16 protein-coding genes are annotated in these 16,274 nt (G+C 70.3%); 2 read left to right on the top strand and 14 right to left on the bottom strand.

The window, feature by feature from the left end:
- Window positions 1–41: 41 nt before the first annotated feature.
- The 13 genes from VKT83_05000 to VKT83_04940 all read right to left on the bottom strand — a co-directional run bounded on the left by VKT83_05000 (window position 42) and on the right by VKT83_04940 (window position 13,488).
- Window positions 42–1,040 carry an integrase core domain-containing protein gene (locus tag VKT83_05000; protein HLY21809.1) on the bottom strand — a complete coding sequence of 333 codons (999 nt, stop codon included), beginning with the start codon at window positions 1,038–1,040 and terminating at the stop codon, window positions 42–44.
- A 115-nt stretch (window positions 1,041–1,155) separates the two neighbouring features.
- The gene (locus VKT83_04995; GenBank protein HLY21808.1) at window positions 1,156–1,659 is read right to left on the bottom strand and encodes a cytidine/deoxycytidylate deaminase family protein; all 504 of its coding nucleotides are present in this window, start codon (window positions 1,657–1,659) and stop codon (window positions 1,156–1,158) included.
- Window positions 1,659–2,915, bottom strand: a complete 1,257-nt coding sequence (gene glyA, locus VKT83_04990) for a serine hydroxymethyltransferase (GenBank protein ID HLY21807.1) — start codon at window positions 2,913–2,915, stop codon at window positions 1,659–1,661. Before glyA ends, VKT83_04995 begins: the two co-directional genes overlap by 1 nt.
- A gap of 113 nt (window positions 2,916–3,028) precedes the next feature.
- Complete coding sequence (locus VKT83_04985) at window positions 3,029–3,712, bottom strand: L-threonylcarbamoyladenylate synthase (GenBank protein HLY21806.1); 684 nt, start codon at window positions 3,710–3,712, stop codon at window positions 3,029–3,031.
- The gene (prmC, locus tag VKT83_04980) at window positions 3,709–4,728 is read right to left on the bottom strand and encodes a peptide chain release factor N(5)-glutamine methyltransferase (protein HLY21805.1); all 1,020 of its coding nucleotides are present in this window, start codon (window positions 4,726–4,728) and stop codon (window positions 3,709–3,711) included. Before prmC ends, VKT83_04985 begins: the two co-directional genes overlap by 4 nt.
- The gene (prfA, locus tag VKT83_04975; GenBank protein HLY21804.1) at window positions 4,725–5,810 is read right to left on the bottom strand and encodes a peptide chain release factor 1; all 1,086 of its coding nucleotides are present in this window, start codon (window positions 5,808–5,810) and stop codon (window positions 4,725–4,727) included. Before prfA ends, prmC begins: the two co-directional genes overlap by 4 nt.
- Before the next feature lie 6 nt (window positions 5,811–5,816).
- A complete protein-coding gene (gene rpmE / locus VKT83_04970; GenBank protein ID HLY21803.1) occupies window positions 5,817–6,020 on the bottom strand; it encodes a 50S ribosomal protein L31 in 204 nt (67 codons plus the stop codon).
- Between the two features lie 141 nt (window positions 6,021–6,161).
- Window positions 6,162–6,995, bottom strand: coding sequence for an ABC transporter permease (locus VKT83_04965; GenBank protein HLY21802.1), 834 nt, complete (start codon window positions 6,993–6,995; stop codon window positions 6,162–6,164).
- Entirely contained in the window at window positions 6,988–8,016 is a 1,029-nt protein-coding gene (locus VKT83_04960; protein ID HLY21801.1) for an ABC transporter permease, read from the bottom strand. The genes VKT83_04965 and VKT83_04960 overlap by 8 nt, the downstream gene beginning before the upstream one ends.
- An 80-nt stretch (window positions 8,017–8,096) precedes the next feature.
- Complete coding sequence (locus VKT83_04955; GenBank protein HLY21800.1) at window positions 8,097–9,773, bottom strand: ABC transporter substrate-binding protein; 1,677 nt, start codon at window positions 9,771–9,773, stop codon at window positions 8,097–8,099.
- Complete coding sequence (locus VKT83_04950; GenBank protein HLY21799.1) at window positions 9,757–10,971, bottom strand: pyridoxal phosphate-dependent aminotransferase; 1,215 nt, start codon at window positions 10,969–10,971, stop codon at window positions 9,757–9,759. Before VKT83_04950 ends, VKT83_04955 begins: the two co-directional genes overlap by 17 nt.
- Before the next feature lie 10 nt (window positions 10,972–10,981).
- Window positions 10,982–12,631, bottom strand: a complete 1,650-nt coding sequence (locus tag VKT83_04945) for an ABC transporter substrate-binding protein (GenBank protein ID HLY21798.1) — start codon at window positions 12,629–12,631, stop codon at window positions 10,982–10,984.
- Window positions 12,632–12,663: 32 nt separating this feature from the next.
- Window positions 12,664–13,488: an SDR family oxidoreductase gene (locus VKT83_04940; protein ID HLY21797.1), complete on the bottom strand. Its 825-nt coding sequence runs from the start codon at window positions 13,486–13,488 to the stop codon at window positions 12,664–12,666.
- A gap of 190 nt (window positions 13,489–13,678) precedes the next feature.
- On the opposite strand from VKT83_04940, the gene VKT83_04935 reads away from it, so the two are divergent.
- Together VKT83_04935 and VKT83_04930 are read left to right on the top strand one after the other, a co-directional pair.
- A complete protein-coding gene (locus tag VKT83_04935) occupies window positions 13,679–14,443 on the top strand; it encodes an IclR family transcriptional regulator (protein ID HLY21796.1) in 765 nt (254 codons plus the stop codon).
- 6 nt (window positions 14,444–14,449) lie between these two features.
- Window positions 14,450–15,427, top strand: coding sequence for an asparaginase (locus VKT83_04930; protein HLY21795.1), 978 nt, complete (start codon window positions 14,450–14,452; stop codon window positions 15,425–15,427).
- Window positions 15,428–15,460: 33 nt separating this feature from the next.
- Here VKT83_04930 and VKT83_04925 read toward each other — a convergent pair.
- On the bottom strand, window positions 15,461–16,274 hold an 814-nt coding region (locus VKT83_04925; protein ID HLY21794.1), incomplete at its 5' end, for a DegT/DnrJ/EryC1/StrS family aminotransferase.

Below are 16,274 nucleotides of genomic sequence, written 5' to 3'. Positions count from 1 at the left end.
TTGTACTGGTCCAGTAGATCCGACTACACCAGCCTCCAAATTCATCGCTGAGCCGCCTGCCATTGAGCGAGGTACTCGTTCGGAGTGAGGTAACCGAGCGCCTGGTGCGGCCGGACGTTGTTGTAGGTCTCCTCCCAGCGCCGGAGCAAGGCTTGGTGCTCCGCTAAGGGCTCGGGAATCTCCACGAGATCGTAAAACTCTTCCTGATGGGTCCGGTGCGCCCGCTCCACGTGCCCATTGAGGCGGGGGGATTTGGGCGGCAGCACAAAGAGTTTGATCCGCAGCTCCGCGCACGCGGCTTCAAAGGTCGCCCGAAACTCCGAGCCGCCGTCAATCTGGATGGCCCGGACCGGAAAGCCAAACCGCGCACAGGCCTCCCGCAGGACCCGGCTCGCCGCCGCACTCGTCGGCCGCGCCGCCACCGCCAGCACGTCCTTGCGGCTCACCACGTCGCGCGCCGTGAAGTGGATCCGCCGCACCTTGGGACTCACCGTCACCGGCGTCGTGTCGATCTCCACCAGATCCCCCGGCTGGCGCGGCACGTACCCCCACGGAAACCGCTGAGCATACGGCCGCGCGCGGCGTCGCCGCCGCCGCTGCTGCGCCGCCCGCACCACGGCCGGCTCCTCGAGTTGGCCCAGCGCCCGCAGCCGGGTGAGCGTCCGGCCGATCGTGGAGGCGGAGACCGTACACCCTTCGCGCCGCAGCAACACGGCCAGCTTGGCCTTCCCCCACCGGGGATACCGCTCCCGCAGCGTGCGGATCAGCCGGACCACCTCGGGCGGCGTCATCGGCTGCCGGACGCGCGTCGGCCGCCGGGTCCCGCGGTCATCTTCGAGGCTCGCCAGCCGCCGCGGATCGTAGCGCCGCCACCACCGGTAGAACGTGGCCGAGCTGATGCCGAAGTGCCGGCATGTCAACCGCACCGCGCGCCCGTGCGCCACATAAAACTCCATCCACCGCAGACGCTGCCGGGCCTCGTGGGATAGCGACGGCGCCACCCGGACGCGCCGGCGTAGGAACGGCTTGAGGATGGCCATGGTGGTGCCAGTATAGCCACCGCCCAACGGCCGGAAGCGGCCCCGATGCCGCCGTTGCACCGAGTGTCAAGTGTAGTCGGATCTATCTGAACCTAGACACGTGCGCAGTACGACGCTACGATCCGGCGGCGGCCGCCTTTGATGACATCGTTGCCGGCGGCGAGTCCGCCGGCACGGGCGCAAACCGGCTGAAGGCGATCGACGCGTCGGTCAAGAGGCGTTCCGCCACCGGGTCGGGGTACGGCTCGTCGTAGACGATGCGGACGAGGCCGGCGTTCACGATCATCTTCGCGCAGGTCAGGCAAGGCTGGTGCGTGCAGTAGATGGTACCGCCGGCGATCGAGACGCCGTGGTATGCCGCCTGGACGATGGCGTTCTGCTCGGCGTGGAGGCAGAGGCACGTGTCCAGCGCGGTGCCGGAAGCGGCCTCCGACGCGCAGCGCGCGCATCCCCCCTCGCCGCAGTTCGGCACGCCCCGCGGCGTGTCGTTGTAACCGGTGCTCAACACCATTCGGTCTTTGACGATTACGGCGCCCACGTGCCGGCGCAGACAGGTCGACCGCGTCGCCGCCAGATGCGCGAGGCTCATGAAGTACTCGTCCCAGGACGGCCGCGGCACTACCGCACCGCTTCGACCGGCTCCGGATAGATCGGAAACGCCGCGCACAGCGCGCGCACCTCGTCCCGCACGCGCGCCTGCACGGCCGCGTCCTCGGGCGCGCTCAGCACCGTGTCGATCCAGGCGGCGACCTGCCGCATCTCGGCCGCCTGCATGCCGCGTGTGGTCAGCGCCGGGGTGCCGATCCGGAGGCCGCTTGTCGTCATCGGCTTCTCCGGGTCGAACGGGATCATGTTCTTGTTGGCGACGATGTGCGCGGCGTCGAGGGCCCGCTGGGCCTTGCGGCCGGTGAGGCCCTTGCTGCGCACGTCGAGCAGAATGAGGTGGTTGTCCGTCCCGCCGGAGACGACGTGATAGCCGCGCCGCACGAACTCCTCGGCCAGCGTCCGCGCGTTCTCGACGATGCGCGCCGCGTACGTCCGGAAGTCGGGATGCATCGCCTCCTTGAAGCACACCGCCTTCGCGGCGACGACGTGCATCAACGGCCCGCCTTGGATCCCGGGGAAGACCGCCTTGTCGATCGCCGCGGCGTGGCGCTCCTTCGACAGGACCAACCCGCCCCGGGGGCCGCGCAGGGTCTTGTGTGTGGTGGAGGTCACCACGTCCGCGTAGGGCACCGGGTCGGGGTGGGCCTTGCCCGCGACGAGGCCGGCGAAGTGCGCCATGTCGACCATCATGATGGCGCCTACGTCGTCGCAGATCGCGCGGATCGTCGCGAAGTCGAACTGGCGCGAGTAAGCCGTGGCTCCGGAGACCACGAGCTTCGGCCGGTGCTCGCGCGCGAGGCGCGCGAGCTCGTCGTAGTCGATCTGCTCGGTGTCGGCGCGCACGCCGTAGGGAACGATGCGGTAGAGCTGGCCGGAGAAGTTGACCGGGCTGCCGTGGGTCAGGTGCCCGCCGTGCGCCAGGTTCATCGCCAGCACGGAGTCGCCCGGCTTGATGAGGGCGAAGTACGCGGCCATGTTCGCCTGGGCGCCGGCGTGCGGCTGCACGTTCGCGTGCTCCGCGCCGAACAGGGCGCGCACCCGGTCGATGGCGAGCTGCTCGACCACGTCCACGAACTCGCAGCCGCCGTAGTAGCGCTTGCCGGGATACCCCTCGGCGTACTTGTTGGTCATCACGCTGCCGAGCGCTTCGAGCACGGCCCGGCTGGCGTAGTTCTCCGACGCGATCAGGTTGACGTAGTAGCGCTGGCGCTCGACATCGTTCGCGATGGCGTCGGCAATCTCGGGATCCGTGCGGCGCAGCTCATCCACGGCGCGTCACTCCTTCCACTCCGGGCTCTCCCGTCCAAGATTCGGTATGCCGCGGGCAAATCCTTAGGTCCCGCGCAGGCGGGACCAGCCGGGCGGGACGCTCCGGCTCACGCCTAGGCCGGCGCCGGCGTCGCCGGGACGGCGAGCGGACCGGTCACCTCGCGTAGTTCCTCCGGCGTGACCCCGCCGGCGCGGACGACAACGAGCGGCGTGCGGGTGATGTCCACGACCGTGGACGGATGGCCGCCGGGGCACGTGCCGCCGTCGAGGATCAGATCGACGTGGCCGCCGAGGTCCATCCCCACTTCGATGGCCGTCACCGGCGCCGGCACGCCGTGGGTGTTGGCGCTCGTCCCCGTGATGGGCATCCCGAGCGCGCGGCAGAGCGCGACCGCGAGGACCGAGCCGGGCTGGCGCACCCCGATCGTCTCACCGCCCCCGGCGAGCAGCGGCGGTAGATGCGGCGCCCGCCGGCACACGATCGTGAGGGGACCGGGCCAAAACCGCTCCGCGAGCCGCAGCGCGATCTCCGGCAGCTCCGACACGAGCATTCGCCACTGTCCCGTGTCCGCGACGAAAACCGGCAGGGGCTCCGTGTGGGGCCGGCGCTTGGCCGCGAAGACGCGCGCCACGGCTTCCCCGTCCAAGGCGGACGCCCCGAGCGCGTAGTAGGTGTCGGTGGGAAACGCGACGAGGCCGCCGTCGAGCAAGGTGCGCACGGCCTGCCGCGGTACGTCCTGCGACGCCGGATGCACGCCGATCAGCTGCATCGGGCGCGTCGGATGTCCTCTGATCACGGTGCGTCCCCCCGTCCCGCGGCGCCGCGCGCCGGCGTTGAGATCGTGATTGCCGGCGGCGGGTCCGCCGGCACGCCGCCGTTGAACGATGCCAGCCGCGCGGCGACGACCACCCGGTCGAGTCCGGCGTAGTCGCGGACGATCTCCGCCGGGGCGAAGGTCCCTTCCGCGCCGATGAGCGCCGCGACGGCGCGCGCCTGCTGTCCTAAGGCGGACGTCTCGAGGACCAGGAGGCCCCCCGGACGGAGGTACGGTGCCGCGGCGCCGACGATGCGCCGGTGGACCGCCAGACCGTCCGGACCGCCGTCGAGGGCGCCGCGCGGCTCGTGCTCGCGAATCTCACGCGCCAGCGCGGCGAGGTCCGCCGTCGGCACGTACGGCGGGTTCGCGCAGATCGCGTCCGCGCCCGCGGGCGGCACGACTCCGGCCAGCGCGTCGAGCGCATCCCCGCGGCGCCAGATAATACGGCCGGCCAGACCGAGGCGGCCGGCGTTGGCGCGGGCCACGGCCAAGGCGCCGTCCGAGAGGTCGGTCGCGACGGCGCGCGCCCCGGGCAGCAGATGCGTCAGCGCGAGCGCGATCGCGCCGCTGCCCGTACCCACGTCCACGATCAACGGGGCCGGGCGCGCGGCGAGCGCGGCCACGGCCACTTCGACGAGCCGCTCGGTTTCCGGGCGGGGAATCAGAACCCGCGGGTCCACGTCGAGGAGCAGCCCGCAGAACTCGCACCGGCCGGTGAGGTACGCCGACGGCCATCCCGCCGCCCGGCGGGCGATGAGCGCCGCGTAGGCCTCGCCGGCCTCGTCCCCGAGGGGCGCCGACGGGCGAAGCAGCGTCTCCTCGCGGGTCAACCCGGCGGCGTGGCGGAGCAGCAGATCGGCCTCCACCCACGCCTCCCGCGCATCGAGGCCGGCCTCACGCAGGCGCGCGAGACCCCACGCCCGCGCGTCCTCGCGGGTCGAATACTCCGCGCGGTCCGCGCGCACGTCCGCGACGCCGCCCCGGCCGGGCGTCACGAGCCGGCGGGTGCGGTCAGACTCTCGAGCCGGTCCGCGGCCGCGAGGGAGTCGATCAGATCGTCGAGGTTCCCGTCCAGGACGCCCGGCAGGTTGTGCACCGTCTTGCCGATGCGATGGTCGGTCACGCGATCTTGAGGAAAATTGTAGGTCCGGATCTTCTCGCTGCGCTCGCCCCACCCGACCTGCTTGCGCCGCGTCTCGGCGATCTCCGCCTTTTGCTTCTCCACCGCCTGCTCGAGCAGGTGGGCGCGGAGGATTCGCATCGCCTTTTCGCGGTTTTGGTGCTGCGAGCGCTCGTCCTGACAGGCGATCACGAGCCCGGTCGGCAGGTGCGTGATGCGGACCGCGGTCTCGACCTTGTTGACGTTCTGCCCGCCGGCGCCGCCGGCACGGTAGGTGTCGATCTGCAGCTCGTCCGGGCGAATGACGACGTCGACCTCTTCGGCCTCGGGCAGCACGGCGACCGTGGCGGTCGACGTGTGAATGCGGCCGCTCGCCTCTGTCGCCGGGACGCGCTGGACCCGGTGCACACCGCTCTCGTACTTGAGGCGGCTGTAGGCGCCGCGGCCCTCGATCCCGAGCACGACTTCCTTGAAGCCGCCGAGCCCGGTGGGGTTGCTGGACAGAATCTCGGACCGCCACCCGCGGCGTTCCGCGTAGCGCCCATACATCCGCGCGAGGGCGCCGGCGAACAGCGCCGCTTCCTCGCCGCCGGTCCCGCCGCGGATCTCGATGATGACGTCGCGCTCGTCCCGGGGATCGCGCGGCACCAGCAGGGCCTCGAGCCGCTGCTCGAGCGCGGCGCGCTGCGCGGTCAACGCCGCCCGTTCCGCGTCCGCGAGCGCGCGGAACTCGGGGTCGGTCTCGGTGCGGAGCAGCTGCTCGGCGTCCTCCAATTCACGGGAGACGCGGCGGTATTCCGTGAAGGCGTCGACGATCTCGGCCAGGCCGGAGTGCTCGCGGGCGACCCGGCGGTACTGCGCCGGGTCGCCGAGCACGGACGGATCGGCCATCGCGCGGGTCAGTTCCTGGTAGCGGGACTCCTGCGCCGCGAGCCGGGCAAGGTATTCCTGCCGCACAAGGCCTTAGATCCGCAGACCGTACTTCTTGGCAAACTTCTGCACGCGCCCCTCGGAGTCGACGAACTTGCGCTGTCCGGTGTAGAACGGATGGCACTTCGAGCAGATCTCCACCCGGATGTTCTCGCGCGTGGACCCGGTCGTAAACGACTCGCCGCAGGCGCACGTGACGGTCGTCTGGCGGTAATTGGGATGAATGTCCTTTTTCATTGCACTGGCTCCTTGGCGTCTTCGATGGGCAGGTCGGTGGTCGGTACGGACCCGCGGTCGAAAGGACAACAAACGTCATTCTATCACGAGAGGCCGGTTCGCGCAACGCGCGTCCTCGTCCCGTCCGTGCGGTGCGGCTTCCTACTCGCTGCGGAGCCGCGGATCGAAAGCGTCGCGGGCCCCGTCGCCGGCGAGGTTGAACGCCGCGACGGCGAAAAAGATCGCGAGGCCCGGAAACAGCACCACCCACCACTGGTCCCGCATGTACTGACGGCCGTCGGCGACCATGCGGCCCCAATCCGGCGCGCCCGGCTCGGCGCCGAAGCCGATGAAGCTCAGCGCGGCGGTGGTCAGAATGATGGCGCCGAGATCGAGCGTGGCCTGCACGATGATTGGACTCAGGGCGTTCGGCAGAATGTGGCTCACGAGTACGCGCAGGTGGCGGGCGCCGATCGAGCGCGCCGCCTCCACGTACTCGCGCTCCCGGATGCTCAACGTTTGGGCCGTGACGATGCGGGCGTACGGCGCCCACCAGCGGATGGAGATCGCGACGACGATCGCCCACAGCGTCCGCTGCTGGACCGCCGCGACGACCGCCATCGCCAGCAGCAGGCCCGGAAACGCGAGGAAGACGTCGGTCGTCCGCAGCAGCACCTCGCCCCACGCCCCGGCGCCGTACCCGGCCGCGAGGCCGACCGCGGTCCCCACCGACGTCGAGATCGCCAGCACGATGAGGCCGCTGCCGATGGCCGGCCGCGCGCCGTAGAGCACGCGGCTGAAAACGTCGAAGCCCGAGCTGTCGGTGCCGAACCAGTGCCGCGGCCCCGGCGCCTGGAACCGGTCGAGCAGCGAGCCGGCCTGGGGGCCGTACGGCGCGAGCACGGGCGCGAGCGCCGCGACGAGAAACAGCGCGGCGATCACCGCGCCGCCGAACAGCACGAGCGGATTGCGCAGCGGCCTCGCGAGCTCAGCCAAAGCGGATCCGCGGGTCCAGGTAGGCGTACGTCAGATCGGTGAGGAGATTGGCGAGCGAGAAAATCACCGCCGCGAGCGCCGTGTAGGCCGTCACGGCGGGAAAGTCGAACGACGTCACCGCGCCGACCGCGTACCGTCCGACCCCGGGCCAGTAGAAGATGAGCTCCGTGACGACCGAGCCCGTCAGCAGCCAGCCGGTCGAGAGCCCGAGCACCGTGACGGTCGGCAGCATCGCGTTGCGGAGCGCGTGGCGCCAGGTCACCCGCCACTCCGGCACGCCCTTGGCGCGCGCCGTGCGGACGTAGTCCTGATGCAGCACCTCGAGCATCGAGGCGCGGGTCATACGGCTGACGAGCGCGACGAGCGGCAGCGCGAGGCTGACCGCCGGCAGCGCGAGGTGGTTGAGGGTGTCGGCCAGCGCCGCCCCGTTGCCGGTCATCGCGGCGTCGAGCACCAGCATCCCGGTGACGTGCCGGACCGGCGCCGTGGCGAGCACAGACGAGCTGAGCATCCCGCCCGGATCGCGCGCCCAGCCGAGCATATAGTAGAAGACCAACTGGAGCAGCAGTCCTACCCAGAACGTCGGCGCGGCGACCCCCACGAGGGCGAGCGCGCGGCTGAGGTGGTCGAGCGGCGAGTTTCGCGCGCGCGCCGCGACGATGCCGATCGGCACGCTGACGATCACGGCGAGCGCGAGGCCCGCCGCGGCGAGCTCGACCGTGTTCGGCAGGTACGCGAGGATATCGGCCGCGACGGGCCGCCCCGTCACGGGCGACGTCCCCCACCGGCCGCTTGCCACGTCCCGCAGGTAGTAACCGTACTGCACGAGGAGCGGATCATCGAGATGATACTCGCGCTTCACCAGCGCGATGACGTCGGGCGTAACCTTGAAGCCTTGGACGCCGGCCCAGATCTGGGCGACGTTCGTCGGGATGACGCGGGCGATCACGAACGTCACGGTCATGGCGCCGAACACCACCACGACCAGCATGGCGAGACGGCGCGTCAGGTAGGCGATCATCGGCGGGCGGGCCGGCCCTCCGGCGGCCGGAACGGCACCCGGCGCGGGCGCCGAAGGGCGCTCACGCCGGCGCCGCGCCTCTACCCCTGCTTGAACGCGTTGTAGTAGAGCGGGTGGAACATCGGGTTGAACTCGAACCCCGCCACCCAGTTCGCCCGCGCGTTCCACTCGTTGAGCACGCCGGACGGCTCGGCCACCATGATGATCGGGTACTGGTCGCGGAAGTACACCTCGAGATCCCGGTAGATGGCCCTGCGCCGCGCCGGGTCCTGCTCCATCCGGCCCCGCTGTACCAGCGAGTCGGTCCGGGCGTCGCCGGCGAACGCGGCGCCGAACCCGTTCGGCGGCCAGTAGTCGGGACGCGCGGCCGTCACAAAGTTGTCGGGATCGGGAAAGTCGCCGACCCACCGCCCCTCGATCAGCGGCACGCCCGGCACCGACGTCTGCATGCCGCTGAGCGTCGCCTGGTCGATCTCCTGAAGGCTCAGGCGGATCCCGATCTTGGCGAGGTCCTGCTGCCACATCAACGCGCCTTCCTGGCCGAGCACGTAGCCCGGCACGTACCGGAAGGTCAGCCCTTTGGCGAGCTCCGCCTTGGCCGCCGGCGCCGCCGCGTCGAACGCCTGCTTCGCCTTGTTCAAATCGAAGTCGACCAGCGGATAGTCGGCGACGTGCCCGAGGATGCCGCGCGGAATCATCCCCGCCATCCGCACGGCGTAGCCATTGAGCACCTTGCCGATGAACAGGTTGTAGTTGAAGGCGTGGCTCAGGCCCTTGCGGACGTTGACGTCGCTCGTCGGCAGAATCTTGTTGTTCATGTTAATCTGCATCGTCGAGAGGCTCAGCAGCGCCTGCCCGTTCTTCGTCTTCTCGATCGCGACCGGCAGCCGCCCGCGCGCGATCCGCTGCTCGAGCCCCGGCAGATTCGCCGCGTTCACCGTCGCGATGTCCACGTCGCCCTTCTCGAGGCGGAGGAGGCGCGTCTCCTGCTCCGGCACCGTCTCCAGCACGACGCGGTTGAGATGCTGGCCGTTCCAGCCGCGCCAGTACTGGGGATTCCGCACCAGCACGATGCGCTGCCCCTGGTCCCAGCGGTCGATCAGCCACGGGCTGATGCCGGCGGTGTTGGCCGAGAGGTAGTCGTTGCGTTTCCGTTCCTGGACGCCGCCGTGTGACTCGACCACCTTCGGGTCGACGATGCTGCAGACGGCCGGATGGGAGAGAATCACCGGCCACGCCGCGTACGGGTACTTGAGGACGAAGCGGACGGTGCCGCGGTCCACCACCTCGGCGCGGTCGAAGGCCACGGTGAGAAAGAGCGGCCCGAGCTTCGTCGCCTGCATCCGGTCAATGCTGTACTTGACGGCCTCCGCGGTCAGGTCGGAGCCCGTGGTGAACTTGATGCCGCGGCGGAGCTTGAACGTGTAGACGGTGCCGTTGCCGGTGACCGCCCACGACTCGGCCAGCAGCGGCTTCGCCTCGAGGCTGTATCCGGGCAGGTACGTCAGCGTGTCGTACAGCTCCGTCAGCACCCACCAGTTGCGGTTGCCGCGGGCCGTTTGCGGATCGAGATTGTCCTGTACCTGATCCCAGGCCACCTGGAGCGTCCCGGAGGTCGCCCGCTGCGCCGTCGCGACCCCCGCCTCGCGCGACAGCCAGCCCGCGCCGGCCCCGATCCCCAGCGCGCCGCCGGCGCCGGCCGCGACCGTGCCCCGCAGCAGATCGCGCCGGGACAGCCGCCTACCGTGCGTGTCCATGCGAGTCCCCCTCTCCCGCCGCCCGTACGGGCAGCACCGCCGACATCCGTGACACCGCTTCGACCAGCACAGCCTCCGGCTGCAGCAGCGTCGTGCGGACGTAGCCCTCGCCGCTGCCGAAACCGGTTCCCGGAAATACCAGCACGTTCCCCTGCTCGAGCAGGTTCACGCAGAACTCATACGAGCTGAGGCGCGAGTCCGGCACCCTGGCGTAGACGTAGAGCGCCCCGCGCGACCACCGTCCTCCCATCCCGAGCGGCGCGTAGCCGTCGAGCAGAATCCGGCGGCGCTTCGCGTAGATGTCCCGCATCTCCGTGACGCAGTCTTGCGGGCCGGTCAGCGCGGCGAGCGCCGCGGCCTGCGAGACCGCCGGCGCGCAGATCGTCAGCGTGTGCTTCACGATCTCGACGGCGGGGATCAGCTCCTGCGGCACCACCATGTAGCCGACACGCCAGCCGGTCATCGCGTAGGTCTTGCTGAACCCGTTGATGACGATCGAGCGGCCGAACAGATCCGGCTCCGCGGCGATGCTGGCGTGCGGCGGGCCCTCGTACACGAACTTCTCGTAGATGTCGTCGGCGATCACCATGAGGTCGTGCCGCAGCGCAATGCGGCCCAGCTCCGCGATCGTCCCCGGCGGGATCACCGCGCCCGTCGGGTTCTCCGGAGAGACGACGACGAGCAGCTTCGTGCGCGGGGTGATCCGCGCTTCCACGTCGCGCGGATCGATGACGAACCCCGTCTCCTCGCGCGTCGGCAGAAACACCGGCACGCCGCCGGCGAGGCGCACCGCGCGGGAGTACGAGGTGTAGTGGCGATCCGCCAGCAGCGCCTCGTCGCCGGGGTCGAGCAGGGTCTGGAATGCGACGTACATCGCCTCCTGCGCGCCGGCGGTGATGATCACCTGGCCGCCGTGCACGTCCGCCCCGTAGTCCCGCCGGCACTTCTCCGCCACCGCGTCCCGAAGATCGGGCCGGCCCTGCCAGTGCGTGTAGTGCGTCGCGCCGCCGTCGAGGGCGCGCTTGGCGGCCTCGATGATGTGCGCCGGCGTCGGCAGGTCCGGGTCGCCCCGCCCCAGTGACACCATGTCCCGCCGATTCTGCGCGAGCGCCAAGAGGCGCTCGCGGTCGCCGGAGCGTATGCCGGCTGCGCGCTGCGATGCGCGCGCGGCGATGGTGCGGTCTGGCGAGATGGTCATGCTCTCCCCCTCACGTCTTGCTTATCGTCGAGTAGTCCACGTACCAGCCGGTGTTGTAGGTTACGCCTTTGACGTTCGAGCGGAACGCGTAGGGCACCGCGGGCTGGTACAGCGGGATGTACGGCCCCGCGTCGGAGATCCGCCGGTCGAGCTCCTGATAGAGCGCAATCGCCTTCGCGCGGTCGACCTCGGTCTCGGTCCGCGCCCCGAGCTTGACGATCTCCTGCGCCTCGGGGCTCGAATCCGGGAACCACTGCAGCCGCTTGCCGACCGTCCGCCCGGGCAGGAAGACGAGATAGTCGCTCATGTCCATGTAGTCCGCGAGCCAGCCGCCGAGGCCCATCGGGATCTTGCCGTCGCGGTACTGCTGCACCTGGACCGCGTACGGGAGATCGACGAGTTTGACCTTGATGCCGACCGCCGCCAGGTCGTGCTGAATTTTCTGCGACAGGATGCTCGTGTCGACGCCGAACGACGCGTAGGTGCTCGAGTAGATGAAGGTCCCCTCGACGTTGCCGAGGTTGGCCTCTTTGAGCAGCGCCCGCGCCCGTTCGCGGTCGGTCTTCGCGGCCTCGCCGCGCGGCCGCGCGCCGGGGAAACTCGGCGGGATGATGCCCGCCGAGCGGACCGACCCGGGCGCCGCCAGCGCCATGACGCCCTGGTAGTCGATGGCGTAGCGGATCGCTTGGCGGACCTTGGGATGGCTGAACGGTCCGCCGACCTGCGGGTTGCTGTTCATGATGATGTTGACGACGTTCAGGGCGGGGCTGGTCCTGACCGTCACGCCGGGCACGTGGCGCAACTGGAGCGCCTGGTCGGCCTGAATGTTGACCGCGATGTCGACGTCGCCCTTTTGCACCATCAGCGCCTGCGCGCTCGGCTCCGCGACGTTGCGGATCACGACGCGGTCCAGATCCGACGGCCCCCGCCAGAAGGTCGGGTTCTTCGCCAGCACGAGCTCCTGGTTCGGTACGTAGCTCGTGAGGACGAACGCGCCCGTGCCGGCGGAGTGCGCGTTGAGGTAGCCTTCCGCGGTGTCCTTGTCCTTCGCGTCCGGCCCCGCGTCGCCGCCGTTCGCCGCGACCACCTTCGTGTCCACCGGGCTCAACGGCGGGGCCGTCAGAATCGGCAGCAGCGCCGGCACCGGCCGGCTGAGCTTCAGGACGACCGTCGTGGGATTCGGCGCCAACACCGCCTCGACGCCGTCCAGCAGCCACGCGCCGTTGCCTTTGATGTGCATCAGGCGCTCGAACGACCACTTGAAATCCGCCGACGTCATCGGGTTGCCGCTCGCGAACTTCACGTTGGGCCGCAGGGTGAACGTGTAGGTCAGACCGTCCGGCGACGTCGACCACTTCGTCGCCAGCGACGGCCGGATCGTGGCGAGGTCCTCGCCGGCGAAGGTGACGAGCGTGTCGTATGTCACGTGGGCGATGTTGTTCGTGCCGTTCTCGAGGGTCCGCCCGGGGTCGAGGGTTTTGATGTTGAGGAGCGTCGCGACGCTGAGCACGCGTCCGGCGCTCCCCGCGGGCGCGCCGAGCGTGGGCGCGCTCTCGATCGACAGCACGCCGCCGCCGAGCAGCGCGAGCGACGCGCCGCGCGCGCCGGCGGAGAGGAGATCCCTTCGGGTCATCGTCTGCTTCACCGCATGCCGGCTCATGGACTGTCCCTCCGAGTCTGCCGTGGACTTCCCTAAGGCATCGACATCGGACGCATCACGAGCGACCACCCGCCGTCGATGAGCACATCCTGACCGGTGAGGTACGCCGAGGCGTCCGATGCCAGAAACACGCAGAGGCCGACGATGTCCTCCGCCCGCGACACGCGCCCGAGCGGAATGAGGTCGAGCGTCATCTTGTGGCGGGCCGACGCGGGATCGGCGGGCCGGTCCGGGGACGCGATCGATCCGGGCGAGATGGAGTTCACCGTGATGCCGTCCGCGGCCCACTCGACCGCGAGCCCGCGCGTCAGCGCCAGCACGGCGCCCTTCGAGGCGCTGTAGGAGGTCCGCCGCACCATGCCCTTGCGCGCGGAGATGGAGCCGATGTTGACGATGCGTCCCCTGCCCTGCCGGCGCATGAACGGATAGACCGCCTGGCAGGCGTGGAAGACGCCCCGGACGTTGACGCCCAGGATCCGGTCGAGATCGGCCGCGGTGTGCTCCGCCGCGGTCTTGTCGACGCGAACGGCCCCGTTGTTAATGAGGATATCGACGCGGCCCCACCGGTCCGCGGCGGCGGCCGCCATCCGCTCGCACGCCGCCGGGTCGCTCACGTCGGTCGGGCACGCGGCGACGCTCCAGCCCTCCCGGCGCAGCGCCTCGGCCGCGGCCGCGCCGCCCTCCGCGTCCCGGTTGGCGATGAGCACGTGCGCGCCCGCGCCCGCCAGTCCGCGGCTCAGGCCGAGGCCGAGGTTGCGGTTGCCGCCCGTAACAATGGCAACCCGGCCGGCCAGCGAAAAGAGATCCAGCGTCGGAAGACGGGTGGTGGAGTTCCGTACCGGCTCAGCGCAATCCATCCCCGCGACCGCCTCCCCTCTCATGGACGCCTCGAAGCCCGGAAAGAAAACGATCTTTCGTATTTTGTGGCCAAATTAGCGGTTCCTGCCGCTATTATTTCTAGAAGGTTCGGGAACGGAAGGGGATTTCATTTCAGAAGGTGAACGGCCCAGTGTCGCGCCGGGATCGCCGCAGCGCTTGGGGGGCCAGATGCCGAAATCCGACTCCGTCAAAACGGTCAAGCGGTCCGTCGACATTCTCAATCTGCTTGCCGAAGACGGCCGCCAGGTCGGCGTGATCGAGTTGAGCAAGCGCCTCAAGACCAGCCAGAGCACCGTCTACCGGATCCTCTCCACGCTCGCGGCCGAAGGGTACGTGGCACAGGACCCCCGGACCGAGAAGTACCGGCTGGGGCTCCAGGGCATCATCCTCGCCGGCGCGGCCCTCAACCAGCTCGAGATCCGCAAGCAGGCGATCTCCCTGCTCGAGCGGCTGGTCGCCGCGACGAGCTGCAACGCGAATCTCGGGATTCTGCATCAACAGCACGTCATGTACATCGCGCGCATCGACGGCCCGAAGAGCGCGCGGATGTACACGCCGGTCGGGCGGCGTGCGCCGGCCCATGCGACGGCGCTCGGCAAGGCGATGCTCGCGTTTCTGCCGCAGGACGAGGTGGACCGCATTCTCCGCAGCGACCTTACCGTCTGCACGCCCCACACGATCACCGATCGCGCGGCGCTCGCGCAGGAGCTGCGGCGCACCCGCGAGCGCGGCTACGCCGTCGACGAGGAGGAGTTCCTCGCCGGCATCCGCTGCATCGGCGTCCCGGTCCGCGGCCCGTCCGGCACGGTCGAAGCGGCGCTGAGCCTCTCGGGGTCGGTGTTCCAAATTCGCGAAGAGGACATCGAGCAGCTCGCGCGCCTCCTGCAGGACGCCGCGTACGAATTGTCCGGCCGCCTGGGCTACCTCGTCTAAGCCCCGGTGGCGCTCCCGAGAGTCCTCGTCATCACGACCGGCGGGACCATCGCCGGAACACTGCGCCCCTCCGGCGTCGTCGAGCCCGGCCTCGGTCCCGCGGAGCTCCTGGCGCGCATTCCGGCCGCATCCTACGCGCGCTGCGAGGTGGACCCGTGGCTCGAAGTCCCGAGCAGCGCGATCCGCTTCGATGACATGCTCGCCCTCGCGGCCCGGATCGGCGGGGCGCTCGCGGATCCGGACCTGGCGGGCGTCGTCGTCACCCACGGCACCGCCACCCTCGAGCAGACGGCGTATTTTCTCGACGTGACCCTCGACACGGACCGGCCGGTCGCGCTCACGGGCGCCATGCGGAATCCGACGCTGCCGAGCGACGACGGGCCGCTCAACCTGCTGAACGCGATTCAGGTCGCCGCGTGCGAACGCTCCCGCGGCCTCGGGGTGCTGGTCGTCATGAACGGCACGATCCACTGCGCGCGGGACGTCACGAAGATGAGCTCCGCGAACGCCGCGGCCTTCCAGTCGCCGGAGTTCGGCCCGCTCGGCGCGGTCGACGAGGACCACGTCTTCTTCGCCCGGCGGCCGTTCGCGCGCATCCGGGCGGTGATGCCCCCGGCCATCACCGCGCGCGTGGAGCGCATCCCCTTCGCGGCCGACTCGAGCGACGTGCTGCTGCGCGCGGCCCTCGACGCCGCATCCGACGGGATCGTCGTCGACTCCGGGCGGCTGAGCGCCGGGCAGGTCGCGCTGCTCACGCGCGCGATGGAAGGCGGCACGATGGTCGTCGTCGCCAATCCGTACGTCAGCGGGCGCCTGCACCGCGATACCTACCGGCACGAAGGCGCCGAGGCCCACCTGCTGTCGCTCGGCATGATCTTTTCGGGCACGTCCGGCCTCAAGGCCCGCATAAAGCTGACGGCGCTCCTCAGCGCGGGCCTCGCCCGCGAAGAGGTGCGCGCCCTCTTCCACGCGGAGTGGCAGTAACGGCGCGGCAGCGGCGGCGCAGCCCCAGCGGACCTACGCGGTGGCGGGCCTGCGCTCGCGGAAGAAGCTGTGGAGATGATCGACCACGTACGCCACGTCGTCCTCGGTCATCTGCGGATACAGCGGCAGCGTCATGATTTCGCGGGCCAGCCGCTCGCTCACCGGCAGCGCGCCTTCGCGCATCCCCAGCAGCGCGCGGTACGGCGTGTCGAGATGGATCGGCGTCGGATAGTGGACCTGCGTCCGGACACCGTGCTCCGCGAGGTACCGGCGAAGCGCGGCCCGCTCGCCCGCGCGGACCCGGACCTCAAACCGGACGTACGAGTGGTAAGCCCACGGCCGTTCGCCGGGCAGGTCGATCGGGAGATCGCGGACAGCGATCAACTCGCGATAGGCCCGCGCCCACCGGCGGCGCTGCTCGATCCACCCCGGCAGCCGGCGCAGCTGGACCCGCGCGATCGCGGAGAGGATCTCCGACTGGCGGTAGTTGAACCCGATTTCGTCGTGCGCGACCGGGACGGCCTCGTCGTCGTGGCCGCGGTGGAACTGCTCGCCGCGCGCGTGGTTCGCCAGGGTGAAGACGCGGCGCACCTGCACCTCGTCGAACGACCCCACCGCCCCGCCCTCGCCGCCGCACGTCATCGCCTTGTTCTGCACGAAGCTGTAGCAGCCCATCTCGCCGAGCGTCCCGACGGCCCGGTCTTTGTAGCGCGCGCCGATCGCCTGACAGGCGTCTTCGATCACGAGCACGCGGTGCCTGCGGGCCAGCGCCAGTATCGGATCGAGGTCGGCCGGATGCCCCGCGGTGTGGACCGGCATGATCGCGCGGGTGCGCGGCGTGATCGCG

The organism is bacterium (assembly GCA_035308905.1).
Taxonomy (GTDB): domain Bacteria; phylum Sysuimicrobiota; class Sysuimicrobiia; order Sysuimicrobiales; family Segetimicrobiaceae; genus DASSJF01.
Note: the sequence above shows the minus strand (reverse complement) of the source record. Positions and strands in the feature narration are given on the sequence as shown.